Source organism: Anaerobiospirillum thomasii, from assembly GCF_900445255.1.
In the GTDB taxonomy this organism is placed as follows: Bacteria; Pseudomonadota; Gammaproteobacteria; order Enterobacterales; family Succinivibrionaceae; genus Anaerobiospirillum_A; species Anaerobiospirillum_A thomasii.
Map to the genome: position 1 here is coordinate 1,132,501 of NZ_UAPU01000005.1, position 18,085 is coordinate 1,150,585.

Below are 18,085 nucleotides of genomic sequence, written 5' to 3' on the forward strand. Positions count from 1 at the left end.
AGCCACGTACACGTAAAAGTCCGTGCAGTGAGCCAGATGGCTCATTTCTGTGGCACTGGCCAAACTCGGCCATACGTATAGGCAGATCGCGATATGATCTTGTTCTTGAATTGAAGATCTGAATGGCACCTGGGCAGTTCATTGGTTTTACTGCATAGTCTCTGTTCTCTGACTGAGTAGTAAACATGTATTCCTGATATTTATCCCAGTGACCTGATCTCTCCCAGAGTGATCTGTCCATGATCTGAGGGGTCTTGACCTCAATGTAGTGATACTTGTGCAGCATCTCGCGCATGAAGTTTTCCATAACGCGGTAAATTGTCCAGCCATCATTGTGCCAGAAGACAAGACCTGGAGCTTCCTGCTGGAAGTGGAACAGATCGAGTTTCTTGCCAAGTACACGGTGATCGCGTTTGGCAGCCTCCTCACGGCGCTTGATATAGGCATCAAGCTCCTCTTTGCTGGCCCAGGCAGTACCGTAGATACGCTGCAACATCTTATTCTTTGAATCACCACGCCAGTAGGCACCTGCAAAGTGTGTCAGCTTGAAGTTGGTGCAGAATGACATGTGTGGTACGTGAGGACCACGGCACATATCGATGTATTCATTGTGGTGATATAAGGCAGGAGTATCGCTCTTGTCGATATTCTCCTCTAAAATCAGATTCTTATATGACTCCTGACGCTCTGTAAAGACATCATGAGCTCTCTGCCAGGAGACAACTTCCTTGACAACACTGTAATCGGTTTTAGCAAGCTCGTGCATTCTTGCATTTAAAGCTTCGAGATCTTCTGCTGTAAGTTTGTGCTCAAGATCCACGTCATAATAAAAACCGTTATCAATAACAGGTCCGATAGCCATCTTGGTCTCAGGCCACATCTGCTTTATGGCATGACCTAAAAGGTGGGCACATGAGTGACGTATGATTTCAATGCCTTCTTTGTCCTTTGGTGTGACAATTTCAACCTTGGCATCATGATCAACCATATCACAGGCATCATGCAGTACGCCGTCAATCTTACCTGCAACACAGGCTCTTGCCAATCCTGCACCTATTTTCTGAGCTATCTGATAAATTGAGACTGCGCCATCAAACTCTAAAACAGCGCCATTTGGAAGTGTAATTTTTACCATATATTTAAAACCAACGGTGCCTACGAAACACCTTAAGGTCCTCTTTTATGTGAAAATGGGAAATAAAAGCGCTAACTGTAACTTCTGCCAACTAACTCGCTGGTCCGACTGTACAGGGCACTTGACCTTTAGAGTATACTCCTAAAAATTTGCATAAGATCACTTTTTATCAAGATTAAACACTTTTAATTCCAATTTCTGTACAAAGATCCATCATCTTTTAACGCCAAGACTTAGTTTTATTTTTGTAAAGTAAAGAAATGTCAGCCAGCTTTGTTCAAAACGTAAAAAGCTTTAAATCTGATATTTATCTCCCTTTTCTTAACAGTACCATTAAATACCTTAACCATTTTTTTTAAATTTTGTTCAAAAATTAAGTTTTTTTTGAAAAAGTTTACACTTTTTATTGCCTTTTTAAATTTTATTGCTATAATGCCTATCACTTTATTTAGTTATGCGCCCTTAGCTCAGCTTGGTTAGAGCATCACCTTGACATGGTGGGGGTCGGTGGTTCGAGTCCACTAGGGCGCACCATTCAGGCAGTCACAGACTGCTTTTTTTATATCCCCCTAAGATCGCACACTAAACATACCGAGAATCAATCTTAATTTCATGATCAGAAGCCGGCCGCCGGACGCGACCAGATCTTCTTTTTTTATCTATCGTTTAAAGCTAAAACCCTCTTCTTTGGCATATGCTGCACGTGTCAGCGTATCTAATGGCTCAATGCCAAATGAGCGTATTAACTCAGACTGCCTTTTTAATATTCCTCCAGAGAATATTATAGATCCATTTTCTTTATCAATAGTGGCCTCTATAGCCTCCAGAGAGCGCAGTGTGCCTCTAAATGAGTTATGACAAAGCTTTACAGGAGGCAGATTGTTTTTAATCTGCTCTTTATTAAAGACTTTATTAGCCTCGAGCATTTGTCTTTGAACCTCTGATGCAAGAGATAGTATGAATACTTTGGCATTTACTGTCTTATCGGTGGAGGCATTGAGTGTAGAGCCTCCAAGCTCGCCTTTAATTATACTATAGCCCACCTCTACATTATTTCTCTGCGCATATATTTCATTTGCCTCAATAACATTATCCACACAGTCAGAAACAAGAACTCTGGTGGCTATTTGTCTGCATAGCCTTGATATGGCATAGTATCTTGGGTAATAGCGTTGTTGAGGCTGCTCCTTTTTGTCAAAAGAGGAGTCAGTGTCTGCAACCTCATCACTATATTGAAATAAATCAACGAGCTTGTCTTTTACAAGATTGGTATGAGCGGCAGTAAGCTCAGATGGCTCTTTACCTGCAATAACCTCCTGCCAGTTGCTGGCTATATCATAGGCATCATTGAGCTCTTTGATTAAAACCCTATATTTATTCATGCTCTCTTCATATATCTCGCGGGAGAAAATAAAGTGTACATACAGATTTTTCTCTTTTTGCCTTACAGGCTTGTAAGACTCATTATTTTCTCTTGCCATTTTACTTAGAATCTTCTGTGTATAAGACCATGGGAGCTGTATAGTCTTTCCTGCAAGCAGTTTAGGCGCAGTGTCTGTAATATCTGCGCTACTGCTAAAAACCAGACCCCTGTCTCTTAGCAGATCGCGTGATATGACATCTACCTGCTCTTTGATAAGTTTGCTCTTGGCTATATTACAGTTGCACACAAAGGATATATTATGCTCAAGCATGGCCGAGATATTGTTGATAGACCAGAATCCCCTGTCACAGACTAAAGATATATTGTCGCCGGCGCCTCTGTCCACAAGCTGCCTGCATACTGACTCCACAGTCAGCACATCTGTAATATTGCCTGCATATGTAACAGTGGAAAACAGCTCATGTGTGCTCTGGTCAACCAGTGTTATAAAATTAATAACCTTGTTGTCTGTACCGCTTTTAGATTTGCCGTACTGTGCCTTAGTCAGGCAGTTGCCGGCATTATCTACGTTAGTACCATCAAGAGCCAGAAACTGCATGTGCTTATTGCTATTTTTCTTTTTATGATACTGAGTTTTAAATTTGGCAAACTCGTTTATAACGCCGTTTTCATCTATGTATTTATACAGTCTCTGTATATGATCTTTATAAGAGTTTATATCTAAATCAAGAGCGTGCTCTCTGACAAAAGCCTCAATCTCATAAGATATAGATTTAATACCCTTGGACAGACAGGTCATTATCATGTATACCAGCAGGATGTATTTGTCATCAGGCATAATCTTTTTAAGGATATTAAATGATGGCATCTTATCCATAAAGGATTTGAGCAGATAATAATCGCCAAACTTACGAGCAGTGCCGCAGATCTTGGGGGTAGCAGAGCCAGAATTTCTAGCAACAGAGGCCTTGGTGCGTATGCCAGGTTTAGATGGATTTGCTTTAATATCATCCAAAATATCCTGAGAGTCGGCTAGTTTTTGTTTTATTTCCTTGATTTCAGCTTCTGAGCGTCTTTCGTACTCAAACTTTCCCTGCCCCACACGTATAACCTTCCATGGAATAAACTCAGGATTTTCAGAGAGAAAGTTAATATTAAAAACACACTCACCAATACCATCTTTGCTTTTGATAGATCCAATCTGAGTTGGTGCCACACGGGTTGAATAGCCTTTTTCAGCATTCCATACAGATTTCCCCTGCAAGAGAGCATAGGCATAGGTTCTCTTGCTGGCAACAACGTTCTTGAAAACTGGGTGATCTTGATTCTTATCTTTACTGGCCATGATGTCCTCCTATTGGATAAATCGTACCATAAAACAAGAAAAAAGTCAAGGCATTTAGAAAAATAATTTAAAAAAAATTTGATTGATAACAAGGAATTTTTGGTAGGATAAAGAAAAACAAAAAAACTAGGTATTTTTACCCTGCGATCTCAGGGTTATATCTGAAATTCATATCTTAAATCCATATTCAAACGCTATACCCTATCATAGCAATTTGATGATGCGCACAAATGCTATACTGTAAAAAAGCAAAAGACCGCAACCCTAGTGCAGTCTTTTTAACTTTTATAAACTTTATCATACCCTAGCGTGGCATTATAGGCTGATAAAAATCCCTGCCGTCAATGTGCAGCTCCATACCAGGTATAGAGTTGTTGTTCTGCTCATGATAGAGATCGCGCTTTTGCCTTTGTCTCAAGCTCTCTTCAATGGCAGCATCCTGCAAAGGACGGGTTGAGATTATACTGCCATCCTGTGGCAGAGGATCATTGTCACACTGCCCGTTAATGCACACCAGAGCATGTGCATTTAAAGACATAAGCGTAGCTCCCAAAGCTATTATCATTTTAAGCATAGCCCACCCTCCATGAATCATATGTTCTTTTAATTATAGAACATCAAATATAGTTTTACCTTAGCTTTTACGGCTTAATACATATAAAGCCAGCCCTAAAAACGCAAGTGTAGGAGCACTGGCGCCTATAAGCGGCGGAATACCATAGACTAATGATAAAGGGACACCAACACGATTGGCCAGATAGAACATAAAGCCAAGAGCAATACCGCCTAAAATGCGCACACCCATTGAAGTCTGGCGCAGTGGCCCAAATACTGTTGAGGCAGCTAGAAGCAGCATAACCACAATATTTAGCGGAGTTAAAAATTTTCCGTACAGATCGAGCTTGTACTTTGAGGAATCCTGATTGTTCTCCTCAAGATACTCAATGTAGTCCATAAGGCCAAAGACTGACAGACTGACAGCCTTTTCACGCACCACAGCCACGCGCTCAGGAGTAAGATTAAGCTTCCATGGTTCATGCTCAGCCTTTTCAATTACAACCTTGTCTTCATTGTAGATATAGCGTGTCACATCATACATCTGCCATGCGCCATTTTCATAGCGGGCTTTGCTTGCATAGCTTACAGCCTTCATGGCGCCATCATGCATGTCATATTTGACAATGGCATTTAAGGTACCATCTGTATAGATAGTATTTATACCTATAAAACTCTCGCCTTCTTTAAGCCACAGACTTAAATAATTTAATGAGATAGCACCGTTTGATTCGGCATAGTTCAATTTGGTCTCGGCATACTGCGAAACACGTGGCACTATAAACTCGCCTATAAGCAGCACTACAACAATAACAGGAAAAAGTATTTTAAGTGATGATAGTACAATACCTGTACGTGACACACCAATAGACTGCAGCACAATAAGCTCTGAGGTCTTGGCCAGAGAGCCCAGAGCCACCGCACCGCCTATGAGCACAGCTATAGGAAAGAACATCACCAGAATACCTGGAACCTGCATCAGTATGTATTCTGTTAAAAACAGAAAATCAACACTGCCACGTCCAAGATAGCGCAGTCTGTCCACAAAGGTTATAAGTGTGGTCAAGAAGGTTAGAATCACTGTAACTATAAGTACAGTGTAAAGTACATTTTTACCTACATATCTGTCTAAAACACCAAACATCTTACTTCTTCACACCCTTTGATGGCATTATTCTGTTAAAGAAATGGCGTGGCAGATTTAAAGGAATAGCCACCAGCAGAAAAAAGGCCAGAGGCACAACGTAGATGCCAGGAACCATAGGGAATCTGCCTGACATAATAAGTGAGCGCACTGACAGTAAAAACATATAGTATGAAGCAAAAAGCAGAACAGCCGGCATGAGCTTGGCAAAGCGTCCCTGTCGTGGGTTGACCATAGACAGAGGCACTGCAATCAGACAGATAATAAATATGGTGAAAATAGGCGCAATACGCCACTGTCCCTCAACATTATACTCAGGATTGTCAGAACGCAGCAGATCTATTGTCCCCATGCTTGATATGGAGAGCTTTCTCATCTCCGATCTGTCATCATTTGACAGTGGGGCTCTGAAGGTATCAAAGGCGCCCACCCTGAAGGTTCCGTCAGCAAGCTGACCTTCATAACGGGTGCCATCCTTTAGATACAGCCACAACACACCTGACTCATCCTTTTGCAAATAGCCCTCGGAGGCTGTGGTCATGGAGCCGTTTATCTGAGAAAAAGGATTCTGCATAACATAGATATGCCTGATTTTCTTGTTGTCGCCGCCTTCCTTTTCCACCTCTTCAATATAGATGTTCATACCTACACCAAAGGAGACAAAGCGTCCTGACTCAATGGGCAGAAAGGTAGGATTGCTTTTGGCATCACTTAAAATCTTCTGCTGCTCCTGCGAGGCCTTGGGAATAAGATAGATAGAGCAAACACCTGTGATAAGAGCTGTTATAAAAGCCACTATTAGGGCAATATTCATAACCTTGGCTGGTGAAAAGCCCACTGAGCGCATCACCACCATCTCAGAGTCTGAACAGATGCGGCCTAAGGTTATCAAAATGGCAATAAAGACAGTTAAGGGCAGCAGTATCACTGAAATCTCTGGCAGAGCATACAATACAAGCTGTGCCACAATGGCGCCAGGTATGCTGCCAATAGAAGCCTCTGATATAAGGCGGATTAAAAGCTGGCTTATAAATACAGTATATAAAACTGCAAAAACCACCAGCTGCGAGCGTAGCAGCTCTTTGAAAATATATCTGTTAAGTATCAACTTTTATCCCAACAGTCCTGCTAAAAATGTTCGTAATGTAGCATAAGGGGCGCGTATGGCCATGCCCTGCTGCATATCATCAAGATATTTTAAAGACTCGGCAGCACCAAAGAGTCTATCTGCTTTCAACTGCGCAAAGACAGCAGCAGTTTTATTATCAAGCAGTGGCAGTGAGGCAAGGCCCACGCCTGCCTTATATTTTATAATCTGCACAATAAGTGCTGTCAATATGCGGCCAAGGTCACTAAGATTTGTATCAAGCGCCCACTCTTTGAGCATGACTATTATATCATCGGCACTGACTCTACCTTGTACATATTCACAAAGAGCGTCTTTTAACGCTGTTGCCTGCTCTGCTCTGCCACATTCTATAAGATGGGCTGCCTCAAGCGGGGCATTATCACACAAGGACAGAGCCACACTGCCCAAAGAGACATCATGCCCGTTTTGCTCAAGATACTGCAGAGCAAGTGCTGTGTCTGTTGTCATAAGAGGCATTTTAAGACCTCTTGATAAAATAGTTGGCAAAAGACTTTCATAATTGTCAGAGACAAGAATCAAAAGCGTATTGGCAGGCGGCTCCTCAAAGGTTTTTAAGATGGCATTGGCCGCACTCTCATTCATATACTGAGCATCGGCAATAAGACATACCTTGCACGGACCTGAGACAGATGACTCATAGACATAATCATTCATGCGCCTTAGTGCATCTACGCGCAGTGTCTTTTTGTGCTTTAAAAAGATATCAGGGCTTAAAAGCGCCTCATAGCGGTTTGAAAAATCATCAAAATCCTGTCCTTCTTTATCAGCGCTTTTGCTTTTAGGGCCAGTAGGCATAACCACGCGCAGATCATGATGCGACATGGCCTCAAATGTGGTACAGGAGCGACACTGACCGCAAGGATGCCTATTGATCCTGTGCTGGCACAGATAGGCCTTGGCACAGTAAAGTGCAAGATTATACACACCCTGCCCTGCACTGCCTCCTATAATGACAGATGGCGTAAGCCTGCCATTATCAAGGGCCTTTATAAAATTCTGATAATAAGGCTCAAGCCATGGCAATAGTTTTATCATTAAAGAATTTTTCCATTATGTCTGTAACAGCAGCTCGGACCTGCTCTCTATCCTTTGAGCTGTCTATAACTTCAACCTCAGACCGTGTTTTGGCAGCCTCAAGATAACTTTCTCTTACGCGTGTAAAAAAGGACAGCTCCTCAAGCTCGAATCTGTCAGTCTCACCGCGCGATCTGGCCCTTTGCATACCAGCTGCAGGCTCTATATCCATTAACAATGTCAGATCGGGTTTAAAATCACCAAGCGCTATATTACGTATTGACTCTATCAGAGCCATAGACAGACCACGTCCTCCGCCCTGATAGGCTATGGTTGAAAGATCATGTCTGTCACAGACAATGCATACGCCCTGCGCAAGCTTGGGTTTAATATATGAATTTACCAGCTGACATCTTGCTGCATACATTAAAAGTAGCTCTGTCACATTATCCATCTTCTCTGAGCATGGAGTTTTAAGTATAGCTCTTATCTGCTCGGCAATAGCTGTGCCGCCAGGCTCTCTTACACATTCACAAATCATGCCCTTACTTTCAATAAAATCTTTGATATAAGGCACTACAGTAGTTTTACCGGCACCTTCAGTGCCCTCAAGAGTAATAAAAAAACCTTGCATATATGGCCTATTTTGAATTTTTAGTCTCTTTTAAATATTCTCTTACGCGCTTTTTATAAACTGCAACGGATCTGTTATGCTCATCAAGCGTATCTGAGAACACATGTCCATCCTTTGGATCATGACTTTTGGCCACAAAGAATATGGCCTTGCTGTTGGCAGGATGTAAAACAGCATCAATAGCATTTTTTGACGGCATGGCTATAGGTGTAGGTGGCAGCCCTGCGCGTGTATAGGTGTTATAAGGTGTATCTTTTTTAAGCTGTGAGGCTCTTAAAGGGCCGCGAAAGAGCGGGGATACACCATACATGACAGCAGGATCGGTCTGCAGACGCATGCCCTTTTTAAGTCTGTTGTAAAAGACACTGGCAATCTGCGGCATTTCCTCGGCAATAGCACTCTCACGCTCAACAAGTGAGGCAAGAATTAAAGCTTCATATGGATCCTTAAGCTCAAGACCATCATCTTTTGATGGCCATGAGGTTAGCATGTACTGCGCCATATCCTTTAGGGCATAGGCAATAATATCGCTTGCTGTATTATCTTTATAATATGGATAGGTGGCAGGCAGCAGCAACCCCTCAAGTGAGTCATGAACACCACCTATAGCCTCAATAAGCTCCTTGCTCTCAAGAGTCTTTTGAATAAAGGCAGGCACGTCCTTAAGTACAATAAGATCATTTTGCAGATCGCCTCGTGCCATCATGCGCTTTAAGATAAGCTCAAACTGCATGCCCTCAGCAATAGGCAGAGTTTGCGGGTCCTCGACATAAACCTCGCCGCGCTTCATTTTCTCAAGCAGATCCTTAATGCTAATCTTGCCGTCAATAACATAAAATCCCCTTTGAATGCCTCTGTAGTCATCAGCATTGAGCTGCACCCACAGTGAAATTATAAATGGCGGGTATTTATCATCTAGCAGATCGTGCACTACATAAGATACACCTCTGTTGGCCTCAAGCTCATAAGGCAGACTGCGGGCTTTTAGAGGATCATTGCCTATGGCATTTAAAATTGAGTAGCCTGATGCTATAAGCAATATGACAAGTGATATAAGAGCAGCCTGTATAATCCAGGCAATAGAGAATTTACGAGGCTCTTTAAGCGGTCCTTCAATTATTTCAACTTCTTCTTTAATGGATGCAGACAGTCCCTGCTTTGTTTTGTTCTGAGCCTTTGCCATATGTAAACCTATAACCAAAAAATTTCGTAAATTCTATCATTTTTAGTCAATATTATCTTCATATATGCTCAAAAGTACCTTAAATTCTCATATCAAGGCGCTCGAAAATCCTATAGATATCTATCCTTCAAGTAGTAGCTACTGCTTATATTATCTTTTTTTAATAGTTACTAACAAAAAATTTAAATAAGATCTAAAGTTGGACTTTTTAACTGACGATAATGAGAATATAAAACAGAATTTATTTTTAGGAGGCCGCCATGGCATTGTTTGTAAATACCAACGTTTCATCCATTAATGGTCAACGCAACCTGACCAATGCTACCAACAATCTCAATACCACCTATCAGAGATTATCATCAGGTCTTCGTATTAACTCAGCCAAAGATGATGCCGCTGGTCTTCAGATTTCAGACAGATTAACCTCTCAGATCAATGGTTTAAACCAGGGTAATCGTAATACCAACGAATGCTATCAGAAGGAAGCGGTAACCGCTGCATAGTATTTCAGCCCCTCCTGCTTCCCAAGGTTTTTACAATGAGGAAGCTAACATGCCCACATCTACAATATCTCAAGCATCCATAGACTACATAAACGAATTCTTTCTAAAAACTGGTAAAAGATACCTTGCAGTAGATCTTGCATCCAGAGTTGTTCAGATTTGCTACTACTCAATAGCCCATAAAAAGATAATCAATAAAGAAATAAGAGCCAGCGAGCTTGAAAGTGTACTAAGCTCATATGAATCAGGAACTTTGATTGTAGGCTTTGAGGCATGTGGCGCCTGCCACTACTGGGCACGCCGTGCTCAGGAGCTGGGCCATGAGTACAGATGCTTTATGGCAGAAAATATACGTAAACATAAGAAAAAAGAAAAGACAGATAAGATTGATGCTCTTGCCATCTTCAAAGCTTTACTTGACCGTGACAGTGCAGATCTGAGCATAAAATGTAAAAGTCTTGATCATCAGATGCTCTCAAGTCTCATGACAACCCGTTCATGCATTACAAGCCAGAAGGTTAAGAGCCTGAATGCGCTGCGCGCATTCATGTATGAATTAGGAGTAGTCCTACCACGGGATTTAAGTCCTCAAAGGATGATAAAAAAGGCGCTTGCTTACAAGGAGCAGATGCTGCTCGAGCAAGGTGCCGACAGTGAAGCCTTTATCTTTTTTGATATATCGCTGCAGACCTATATTGCACAGATAGAGCACTGTGTAAAAATTATTGATGGACTGGATAAACAAATTGAGGAGCTCTCACGCAAGAATACAACATGTCAGCTGCTAAGAACCATACCTGGCGTTGGCTATATTATAGCTATGATGCTCTATATTGCAGGCTTTGATATATCAAACTTCAAAAATGCCAAGCACTTTGCAGGCTTCTGTGGCATAGCACCCCATGTAGAAGGATCAGGTGGCACTGCAACCAATCTTGGAGTCAGACATTTTGGCAACAGAGCTCTGGCAGGCATGCTCTACATAGGAGCTATGGCCCACTACTCAAATACATTAAAAAAGACGTTGGAAAATTCAGAGAATGAGCAGATCAAGGTGCAGATGCAAAAGAGACGTAAGGTCTTAATCTGCGCCATAGCAAATCACATAGCCAGAACTGCATTTGCTGTTATAAGGGATAAGACCCCCTATACAACGCAAAGAGCAAGTGGGCTACTAACTGCCTATAAAGAATGTATTTAATGTCTTTTATTTAAAGTTTTTTACAGGAAAACCACGAACAAGCTTAATGCCCGTGAAAGCGAATATAGATTTGTGTATGTAAAAAACTTATGTCATAAAAGATGACAACCAAATTTTAATGAGTCAGGTGAATGAACCTAAAAAATATAAAAACTATTATCCAACTCGATTTAAGAGGAGGACTTTAATTTAATTATACAGGTTTGTGAGCCTGACTTAAAAAGTATCAACCCCTAACAGAGGAGTCAATTATGTAAAGGTTATTGAACCTATACTAAAATAAACACGCTACAGTTTTAGTATATGGTATTTAAAAGGTAATAGCAAGTATAAAGTATTTAAGGCAATCTTAGGCTTAAAGCTTACGTCAACACAAGTATACACAGTACCTGCGTTACCTGGAGTATTGTCTACAAAAAAGATTGAATCTAAGTTCGAAATCGCGTCTAGCTTAAAACTGCCCTTTGAATAGGAACATGATTCAATCAAGATGGATGCATTGTAAAATGCATAGAAAAAGAAGGCTGTGGCCTTCTTTTTGTTTGGATGTTTAAGGAGGTCGATGCCTCCTTAATACAGAACTCAAATTTTGAATATATTAGCCAAGCAGTGATAAAGCCAGCTGTGGTCTTGAGTTGGCCTGTGTCAGCATGGATGATGCAGCCTGCTGAATGATGGTCTGCTGTGACAGTTTGGCTGACTCTTCGGCAAAGTCTGTATCACGGATACGGGCACGGGCATCAGATACGTTCATGGAAACATTTGACTGATTGCGAATTGATGATTCCATACGGTTCTGCATAGCACCCAAATGGGCACGATGTTTGTCAATTCCAGCAATAACTGAATCAATTGTAGTAATTGCAGCTGCTGCCTTGGATTGAGATGTTACTACAAATAATTTACCTGCCACAAAACCATGATCGTCTTCAGTTAAAGCAGCCCCGACTGCAGCTGAAGCAAAAAGACTTAAAGCAAATCCTTCACTAAAACCTGTCATCTGTAAGGTATCGCCTTTATAGGCACCAACCTGAATTGTGATAACACCACCACTGGCAACTATACTACCAGCCCCACTGCCATTTAATATAGTGTTTCCACCAAATTTTGTTTGCTTAGCAATTCGTGTTATCTCAGATGACAGCTGTGTCACTTCCTGCTGAATTGCCTCACGGTCCTTGGTGTTATTCGTACCGTTTGATGACTGTACTGCTAAGGTACGGATACGCTGTAACATGGTTGTCATCTCATCCATAGCTCCTTCCATAGTCTGAGCAAGGGCTATGCCGTCGTTCGTATTTCTATTTCCCTGATTTAAACCGTTAATCTGAGCAGTCAGACGGTCAGAAATCTGCAGACCTGCAGCATCATCTTTAGCAGAGTTAATACGCAGACCAGATGATAATCTCTGATAGGTGGTATTGAGATTGTTGGTAGCATTGGTCAGGTTTCTCTGGCCATTGATTGATGAAACGTTGGTATTGACGAATAGCGCCATGGCGACCTCCTAAATTGAATCTGTTTCTTTCTATAGCTTAATTATCGACCGGGGGGGGGGGGGGTAACTTTAGGATTTTTCTAAAAATTTTTACGATTTATTGGCTTTTATTATAGTATGCCAGAAACGTCACGTTTTTATTTGATGTGTTTTTATTTTTACAAGTTATGTGTTTTGAAAATCTTTAGAGGCAACAAAAGAGCCCTGTATGTCACTACAGAGCTCTTACCTCTAAATTTTCTTTAAAACGAGGATTTAATTATGTCACAGATCTACGATTTAAGAAATAACCCATTTGCTCAAGCCTGGATAAATTTTGATTTTAAGGTGGCTACCAAGCTGCAATGTGATCGCATTATTCAGGATTTATTTGAAACAAGTGACTCACTGCCTATGAGTTTTAACAGCAGGCAGGAGGCTCAGGAGCATCTGAATATAAGCTACAGAGCACTTTTTGAAAGAGTGGAGAGAGCCAAGTCCAGAAGCAAGGCTCATTTAGTTGCAGCAGGCTGCAAAGAATTTGAAAACATACCTGTCATCATAGAAAAAAGTGAGCTTAAAAAGTACGTGAATGTCTTTGAGCCATACATGATTAATAAAATTGTCAGTAAATGTAAGAAGTATGTGGTGATAGAGCTGCCAGCTGCCGCTGCTATCATCTTTAATCTTACATCGCGATCCAACCGCAACAAGATAAAACAGCAGTTAGGTGGCTTTACCGATAAGGGTGAACTGATTGTAGGTATAGATTTGGCCTCAGAATTACAGGAAATCTGTTTTTATCATGACACACTGCACTATCCTGTCAGTGTCCCTGTAAAGACCAATGTGCTTTTAGCCTATTTAGACTTAAGTCATCAGAGCATGTTTATAGTCTCAGAGTCCTGCTCTATGATATCCAAGCTCAATGATATGGTGGAAAGGCTTAACCAAAAAGCCCACCATGGCAGGCACTATACCTATGTTGCCCTCAAGAACACACATATCAATTATTTAAAAAGCCGTGACTCCAAGACTGATAAAAGTGATGCCACCATTTTATTTATAGCAGGCTCCACTCCCTCAAACCTGATACCTAAATCTCTTATATCTGATGAATACTGTGCCACTGGTAAAATCATATCATCTATACTCAAGGCCAAAAATCAGAGATATCAGAGTGTCATAACTGAAATTAAAAATGCAGTGCTCGAGCTTACCGGCACTGCCATAGATAAAAATGCCAATGGCGATGAGGTGTGCCGTGCCGCCACACTGTTACTGCTCTCACTTATGCCAAAGCTAAGATACTGTGTACAAAGGGTTTTATCTGATAGTGACCCTAAACATAATGAAGAGCTTATAGCTGCTGTCAGGGGACTGCGTCTTTTAGATGATGAGCAAATCAACAGAGCATTGCAGATGCGCAGCATCTGCAATGATGAAGATGTAACACCAGATTTGCAGGTAAGATTTATAGATAATGGATCCAGTGCTGATGAAATAAAAGCCGGCAAGGTTACATATAAAGGATTTGAGGGTTTAAATTTAGATTACTGTAAAGATATTGTAACAGACGGAGTGCTTACACATCTGACTCCAGCCCCTGGCTATAGCTATGAGGAGATGGATGCCATTATGTTTTACACCATGGCCTCATCACTTATTGGCAGTATACAGGAGGCTGTAATGCTGCAGATGCAGATTGAAACCCAAAAATGTGCCATAAAAGATTTAGTGGTGCCCTCCAATATTGCCATGACAGCAGCTTGTCAGATTCCTGCCATAGGCAGATATCAGGCTTTTGAGCTTGTTATCTCACTAGGTGATGTATGGCGTTTTGCCTCAGCCAAGGATGCTCAGTCATACCTGGGTATAGTTCCTGTACAGAGCTCTACAGGACATAAGCATTGTAAAGGTCGCAGGCAAAGCAGAAAAGGACGAAAGTCCTTTAAAAAGAGTATGTTTTTAGGACAGCTGGCTGAATCTATGCGCCATGACTTTGGAATATCAGATGACTGCAGCTTATGGAAAAACATATGTCATGCTGTGGCCGTCTACATTGCCATGATGAAACAGAACAAGCAATATATGCCACTTAAAAAAGATGCCGATGGCAGAAATAAAAGTAAGCTCAGGCAGTTCTCCAAGGTTAAGGTAGATGATAGATCCGATATTATTGCCTCAATACGTAAATCAAGAAGAGTATCCAAGCAAGGCATGACTGCCATGCTTTGCGGGCTGTACACAATAACCAGAGTCAAAGAGGCTCACAATTCCTGTCAGGATGAGCCTTTAATGGTTTCTGATTTTGAAAATGACACTGCCATCATGCCTACCTATCAGAACAACTACAAGCTGCCAAAAGTGGACAGCAGATATGAAAGACATCTTATAAAAGAGCGTATCAGTCATGCCCTGTTTAATGACTACAACTGCTTTTATGCCACTATTGACAGCATCTGCCCTGGCAGAGGCTCGCTTATGGGCTGGTTTGGCAACAACTATTTTGCATTTTTAGATTTGCTTATAAATGACATTTCCGCTCACTCCTATGCTTTTGCCAATACTGTAAAACACGCAGGAGCACAGGAGATTTTGAAAATTGTACAAAGAAAGGTTAATACATTTGGCAAGAAAGCCAAAAGCACTTTAAACAGCATCAAGAAGGCTGAACAATATCAGGCCGCAACTGAAATTACTCTGCAGAGCTTATAGGAGCTTTATATGCAAAGAGACTTAGATTTAAATCCTATTAACCAATAATTTGAACGAACTATAGAGTCAGGCAGTCGTGTTGACTCTTAATGTAATTCTGGGCTTCGAGCCATTTCAATAATGTAGAGAAACATGACTGCAACCCACTTTGAATGATAACTATAAATGCCATTAGCATTTAGATTTTTTATCTGAAATTCATAATATAGATGTTAGCTGCGAGCTATTAAAGCCTGAAAAAAGGCCTGTCTGACTCTAAAGTCCCCGTTCTGCGGGAGAAATTTTATGCCGTAAAAAGCTATTTTTTTGTTTTTTATGTGACCCAATTTAAGCTGAGGACAGATTTTTGCCCTCTGAATTTTTTTACGCCCAAAATTTTGGGCTTAACTGGATATAAACGCGATAAAATCAGGAATTCTATTTAAAAGAGTAGGCATTTTGATCTGTGAAAAAATTAAAAAAAGTGCTTGATTTAAGATCCAGTCCGATATAGATGGCATAGCTCTTGCCCAGACTATGGAAGGCGCCATGGATGAGATGACAACCATGTTACAGCGTATCCGTACTTTAGCTGTACAGTCATCAAACGGCACCAATAATGCAAAGGACCGTGAGGCTCTGCAGCAGGAAGTAGCTCAGTTATCAAGCGAGATTACACGTATTGCCTGTGCAACTAAATTTGGTGGTGAGCAGATACTCGCTGGTGCTGGCGCTGCAGCTGGTGGTGCTGGTGGTGGTACCGGCAATGGCCTCATTGATAAAGATGGTAATATTGTTATTCAGGTTGGTGCCTACAATGGCGACACTCTTAAGATGACAGGTTTTTCTCTTGGCTTTGTATTATCAAAGATTGCAAGTACTGCTTTAGGCGCAGCTGCAAAACTTGATGATCACGGCTTTGATAAAGGTGCATTTGTTATTTCCATGCAGTCACTAGCTTCAAAAGCAATTGACTCAGTTGATAAGTTTATTTCTCTTATTGACACTAAACGCGCTCACTTAGGTGCCATGCAGAACCGTATGGAATCATCAATCCGCAATCAGTCAAATGTTTCCATGAACGTATCTGATGCACGTGCACGTATCCGTGATACAGACTTTGCCGAAGAATCAGCCAAACTGTCACAGCAGACCATTATTCAGCAAGCTGCAAGCTCAATGCTGACACAGGCTAACTCAAGACCACAGCTGGCGCTGTCACTGCTTGGCTAATTTTTAAGTTTCTATTCTTTGCAAAAGGAGGCTTCGGCCTCCTTTTCCTTATCTGATAATCAACCACTTATTAAAAATTATTTAAACATTTATAAAAGTTGGCATGTATTTTTCTTTATATGAGTTAAGTTAATAAAACTGCCATTTATGGCAAACTCAGACACATATACTCAGGAGAAAAACATGGCTCTTTATGTAAATACTAACGTTTCAGCCATTAATGGCCAACGTAAACTTACAAACGCAACCAATGCCCTTAATGTTTCATATCAGAGATTAGCATCAGGTCTTAGAATCAACTCAGCTAAAGACGATGCTGCAGGTCTTCAGATCTCTGATCGTCTTACCTCTCAGATCAACGGTTTAGGCCAGGGCAACAGAAACTGTAACGACGGCATTGCCTTTGCCCAGACAATTGAAGGCGCCATGGATGAGATGACAAATATGCTGCAGCGTGTCAGAACTCTCTCCATTCAGGCTGCCAACGGTACCTATTCAGCTGATGATCGTGTTGCTATCCAGCAGGAAATTGAACAGTTATCTGCCGAAATTACCCGTATTTCATGTAAAACTACCTATGCAGGCAAAACAGTTCTTAATGGATTTAGAACCGCACAAGGTGGTGCCGGCGGTAATAGTGAGTCTACAATCATTGGATCAAACGGAAGTGTGACCTTCCAGGTAGGTGCTAATGCCAACGATACCATTGCTGTAGGTGGCATGTCAAAAGGCTTTATGCTCTCCATGATAGCCTCACAAGCTGGAATTCAAAACTTAAATCAGGATACTGGCTTTAAAGCTGTGAATGGTGTTGGTATTTCCTTCTCTGTCTCAAATCAGTCACAGGCACAGTTAACTCTTGGTAATGTGGATAAATTAATTCAGGTTATTGACTCCAAGCGTGCCGAGCTTGGTGCTGTGCAGAATCGTATGGAGTCAACCATCAGAAACCAGGCCAACATTCAGGAAAATGAATCTGATGCCCGCTCACGTATTCGTGATACTGACTTTGCTGAGGAAACTGCATCATTAACTGCAAATCAGATATTGCAGCAGGCTTCACAGACTATTTTATCCCAGGCCAATCAGAGACCACAGATTGCTCTGTCTCTGCTTGGAGGTTAATAAATTATTAAAAGCTTTCTCTCCTGAGCATTATGCTCATTGGCCAGAGCTCTCTCTGGCCCTTTTTAGTCATATCTAAAACTCATGCTTCTTACAACTAAGTGGCAGGACTTTTTATGCACTAAAATGTCTTAAGACTTTAATGTACCCACTCGTAAAAAAAATGCTCCTAAAAGAGTATTTTCATAACACTCATACGGCAGATGTGTTACGCCTATTTGCCTATTAGTGGATATAGCCTACTTTAGGCTCTGCTACAAATTTATTGAAAATTAAAAAGGAGGCCTGAGCCTCCTTCGTAAAAA

The 18,085-nt window shown here is 41.3% G+C and carries 13 protein-coding genes, 1 tRNA gene and 1 pseudogene (1 of these 15 cut by a window edge); 6 read left to right on the top strand and 9 right to left on the bottom strand.

Annotation, left to right across the window (positions count from 1 at the left end; all coding sequences use genetic code 11):
* Window positions 1–1,135, bottom strand: partial view of a threonine--tRNA ligase gene (thrS, locus tag DRZ93_RS05005; protein ID WP_113742923.1) — the 5' portion only. Its footprint begins 806 nt before the window's first position; 1,135 of the gene's 1,941 nt are visible here — the first part of the coding sequence; it begins with the start codon at window positions 1,133–1,135; its stop codon lies off the left edge, out of view.
* Between the two features lie 456 nt (window positions 1,136–1,591).
* Between thrS and DRZ93_RS05015 the strand changes: the two genes are divergently transcribed.
* Window positions 1,592–1,669, top strand: a tRNA-Val gene (locus DRZ93_RS05015).
* A gap of 125 nt (window positions 1,670–1,794) precedes the next feature.
* On the opposite strand, the gene DRZ93_RS05020 is transcribed toward DRZ93_RS05015, so the two are convergent.
* The 7 genes from DRZ93_RS05020 to mltG form a co-directional block, all read right to left on the bottom strand.
* Window positions 1,795–3,864 (bottom strand): IS1634 family transposase, encoded by a 2,070-nt coding sequence (locus tag DRZ93_RS05020; protein WP_113745997.1) that lies wholly within the window; start codon window positions 3,862–3,864, stop codon window positions 1,795–1,797.
* A 304-nt stretch (window positions 3,865–4,168) separates the two neighbouring features.
* Window positions 4,169–4,438, bottom strand: coding sequence for a hypothetical protein (locus DRZ93_RS05025; RefSeq protein WP_113742929.1), 270 nt, complete (start codon window positions 4,436–4,438; stop codon window positions 4,169–4,171).
* 60 nt (window positions 4,439–4,498) lie between these two features.
* Window positions 4,499–5,563 carry an LPS export ABC transporter permease LptG gene (gene lptG / locus DRZ93_RS05030; RefSeq protein ID WP_113745998.1) on the bottom strand — a complete coding sequence of 355 codons (1,065 nt, stop codon included), beginning with the start codon at window positions 5,561–5,563 and terminating at the stop codon, window positions 4,499–4,501.
* 1 nt (window position 5,564) lies between these two features.
* Complete coding sequence (gene lptF, locus DRZ93_RS05035) at window positions 5,565–6,671, bottom strand: LPS export ABC transporter permease LptF (protein WP_113742931.1); 1,107 nt, start codon at window positions 6,669–6,671, stop codon at window positions 5,565–5,567.
* Between the two features lie 3 nt (window positions 6,672–6,674).
* Window positions 6,675–7,748 (bottom strand): hypothetical protein, encoded by a 1,074-nt coding sequence (locus tag DRZ93_RS05040; protein WP_113745999.1) that lies wholly within the window; start codon window positions 7,746–7,748, stop codon window positions 6,675–6,677.
* Window positions 7,723–8,361, bottom strand: a complete 639-nt coding sequence (gene tmk, locus DRZ93_RS05045) for a dTMP kinase (RefSeq protein WP_113742933.1) — start codon at window positions 8,359–8,361, stop codon at window positions 7,723–7,725. The genes DRZ93_RS05040 and tmk overlap by 26 nt, the downstream gene beginning before the upstream one ends.
* 7 nt (window positions 8,362–8,368) lie before the next feature.
* Window positions 8,369–9,544 carry an endolytic transglycosylase MltG gene (gene mltG / locus DRZ93_RS05050; protein ID WP_113746000.1) on the bottom strand — a complete coding sequence of 392 codons (1,176 nt, stop codon included), beginning with the start codon at window positions 9,542–9,544 and terminating at the stop codon, window positions 8,369–8,371.
* Window positions 9,545–9,804: 260 nt separating this feature from the next.
* Here mltG and DRZ93_RS05055 point away from each other — a divergent pair.
* Window positions 9,805–10,014, top strand: a pseudogene (locus tag DRZ93_RS05055) (flagellin N-terminal helical domain-containing protein); the annotation flags it as partial.
* Between the two features lie 82 nt (window positions 10,015–10,096).
* Entirely contained in the window at window positions 10,097–11,248 is a 1,152-nt protein-coding gene (locus tag DRZ93_RS05060; RefSeq protein ID WP_113745807.1) for an IS110 family RNA-guided transposase, read from the top strand.
* Window positions 11,249–11,846: 598 nt separating this feature from the next.
* Here DRZ93_RS05060 and DRZ93_RS05065 read toward each other — a convergent pair.
* The gene (locus tag DRZ93_RS05065) at window positions 11,847–12,746 is read right to left on the bottom strand and encodes a flagellin N-terminal helical domain-containing protein (RefSeq protein WP_113745808.1); all 900 of its coding nucleotides are present in this window, start codon (window positions 12,744–12,746) and stop codon (window positions 11,847–11,849) included.
* A 261-nt stretch (window positions 12,747–13,007) separates the two neighbouring features.
* Here DRZ93_RS05065 and DRZ93_RS05070 point away from each other — a divergent pair, with 261 nt between their 5' ends.
* The 3 genes from DRZ93_RS05070 (at window position 13,008) to DRZ93_RS05080 (ending at window position 17,780) form a co-directional block, all read left to right on the top strand.
* Entirely contained in the window at window positions 13,008–15,443 is a 2,436-nt protein-coding gene (locus tag DRZ93_RS05070; protein WP_113745809.1) for a transposase, read from the top strand.
* Window positions 15,444–15,971: 528 nt separating this feature from the next.
* A complete protein-coding gene (locus tag DRZ93_RS05075) occupies window positions 15,972–16,655 on the top strand; it encodes a flagellin (protein ID WP_245933772.1) in 684 nt (227 codons plus the stop codon).
* 183 nt (window positions 16,656–16,838) lie between these two features.
* The gene (locus tag DRZ93_RS05080; RefSeq protein ID WP_113746002.1) at window positions 16,839–17,780 is read left to right on the top strand and encodes a flagellin N-terminal helical domain-containing protein; all 942 of its coding nucleotides are present in this window, start codon (window positions 16,839–16,841) and stop codon (window positions 17,778–17,780) included.
* Window positions 17,781–18,085: the final 305 nt, after the last annotated feature.

Excerpts from the sequence above, each read along its gene's own strand:
- tmk (WP_113742933.1), bottom strand. The coding sequence starts at position 8,361 with ATGCAAGGTTTTTTTATTACTCTTGAGGGCACTGAAGGTGCCGGTAAA.
- DRZ93_RS05065 (WP_113745808.1), bottom strand. The coding sequence starts at position 12,746 with ATGGCGCTATTCGTCAATACCAACGTTTCATCAATCAATGGCCAGAGA.
- DRZ93_RS05080 (WP_113746002.1), top strand. The coding sequence starts at position 16,839 with ATGGCTCTTTATGTAAATACTAACGTTTCAGCCATTAATGGCCAACGT.
- DRZ93_RS05075 (WP_245933772.1), top strand. The coding sequence starts at position 15,972 with ATGGATGAGATGACAACCATGTTACAGCGTATCCGTACTTTAGCTGTA.
- DRZ93_RS05070 (WP_113745809.1), top strand. The coding sequence starts at position 13,008 with ATGTCACAGATCTACGATTTAAGAAATAACCCATTTGCTCAAGCCTGG.
- DRZ93_RS05025 (WP_113742929.1), bottom strand. The coding sequence starts at position 4,438 with ATGCTTAAAATGATAATAGCTTTGGGAGCTACGCTTATGTCTTTAAAT.
- DRZ93_RS05020 (WP_113745997.1), bottom strand. The coding sequence starts at position 3,864 with ATGGCCAGTAAAGATAAGAATCAAGATCACCCAGTTTTCAAGAACGTT.
- DRZ93_RS05060 (WP_113745807.1), top strand. The coding sequence starts at position 10,097 with ATGCCCACATCTACAATATCTCAAGCATCCATAGACTACATAAACGAA.
- mltG (WP_113746000.1), bottom strand. The coding sequence starts at position 9,544 with ATGGCAAAGGCTCAGAACAAAACAAAGCAGGGACTGTCTGCATCCATT.
- lptG (WP_113745998.1), bottom strand. The coding sequence starts at position 5,563 with ATGTTTGGTGTTTTAGACAGATATGTAGGTAAAAATGTACTTTACACT.
- DRZ93_RS05040 (WP_113745999.1), bottom strand. The coding sequence starts at position 7,748 with ATGATAAAACTATTGCCATGGCTTGAGCCTTATTATCAGAATTTTATA.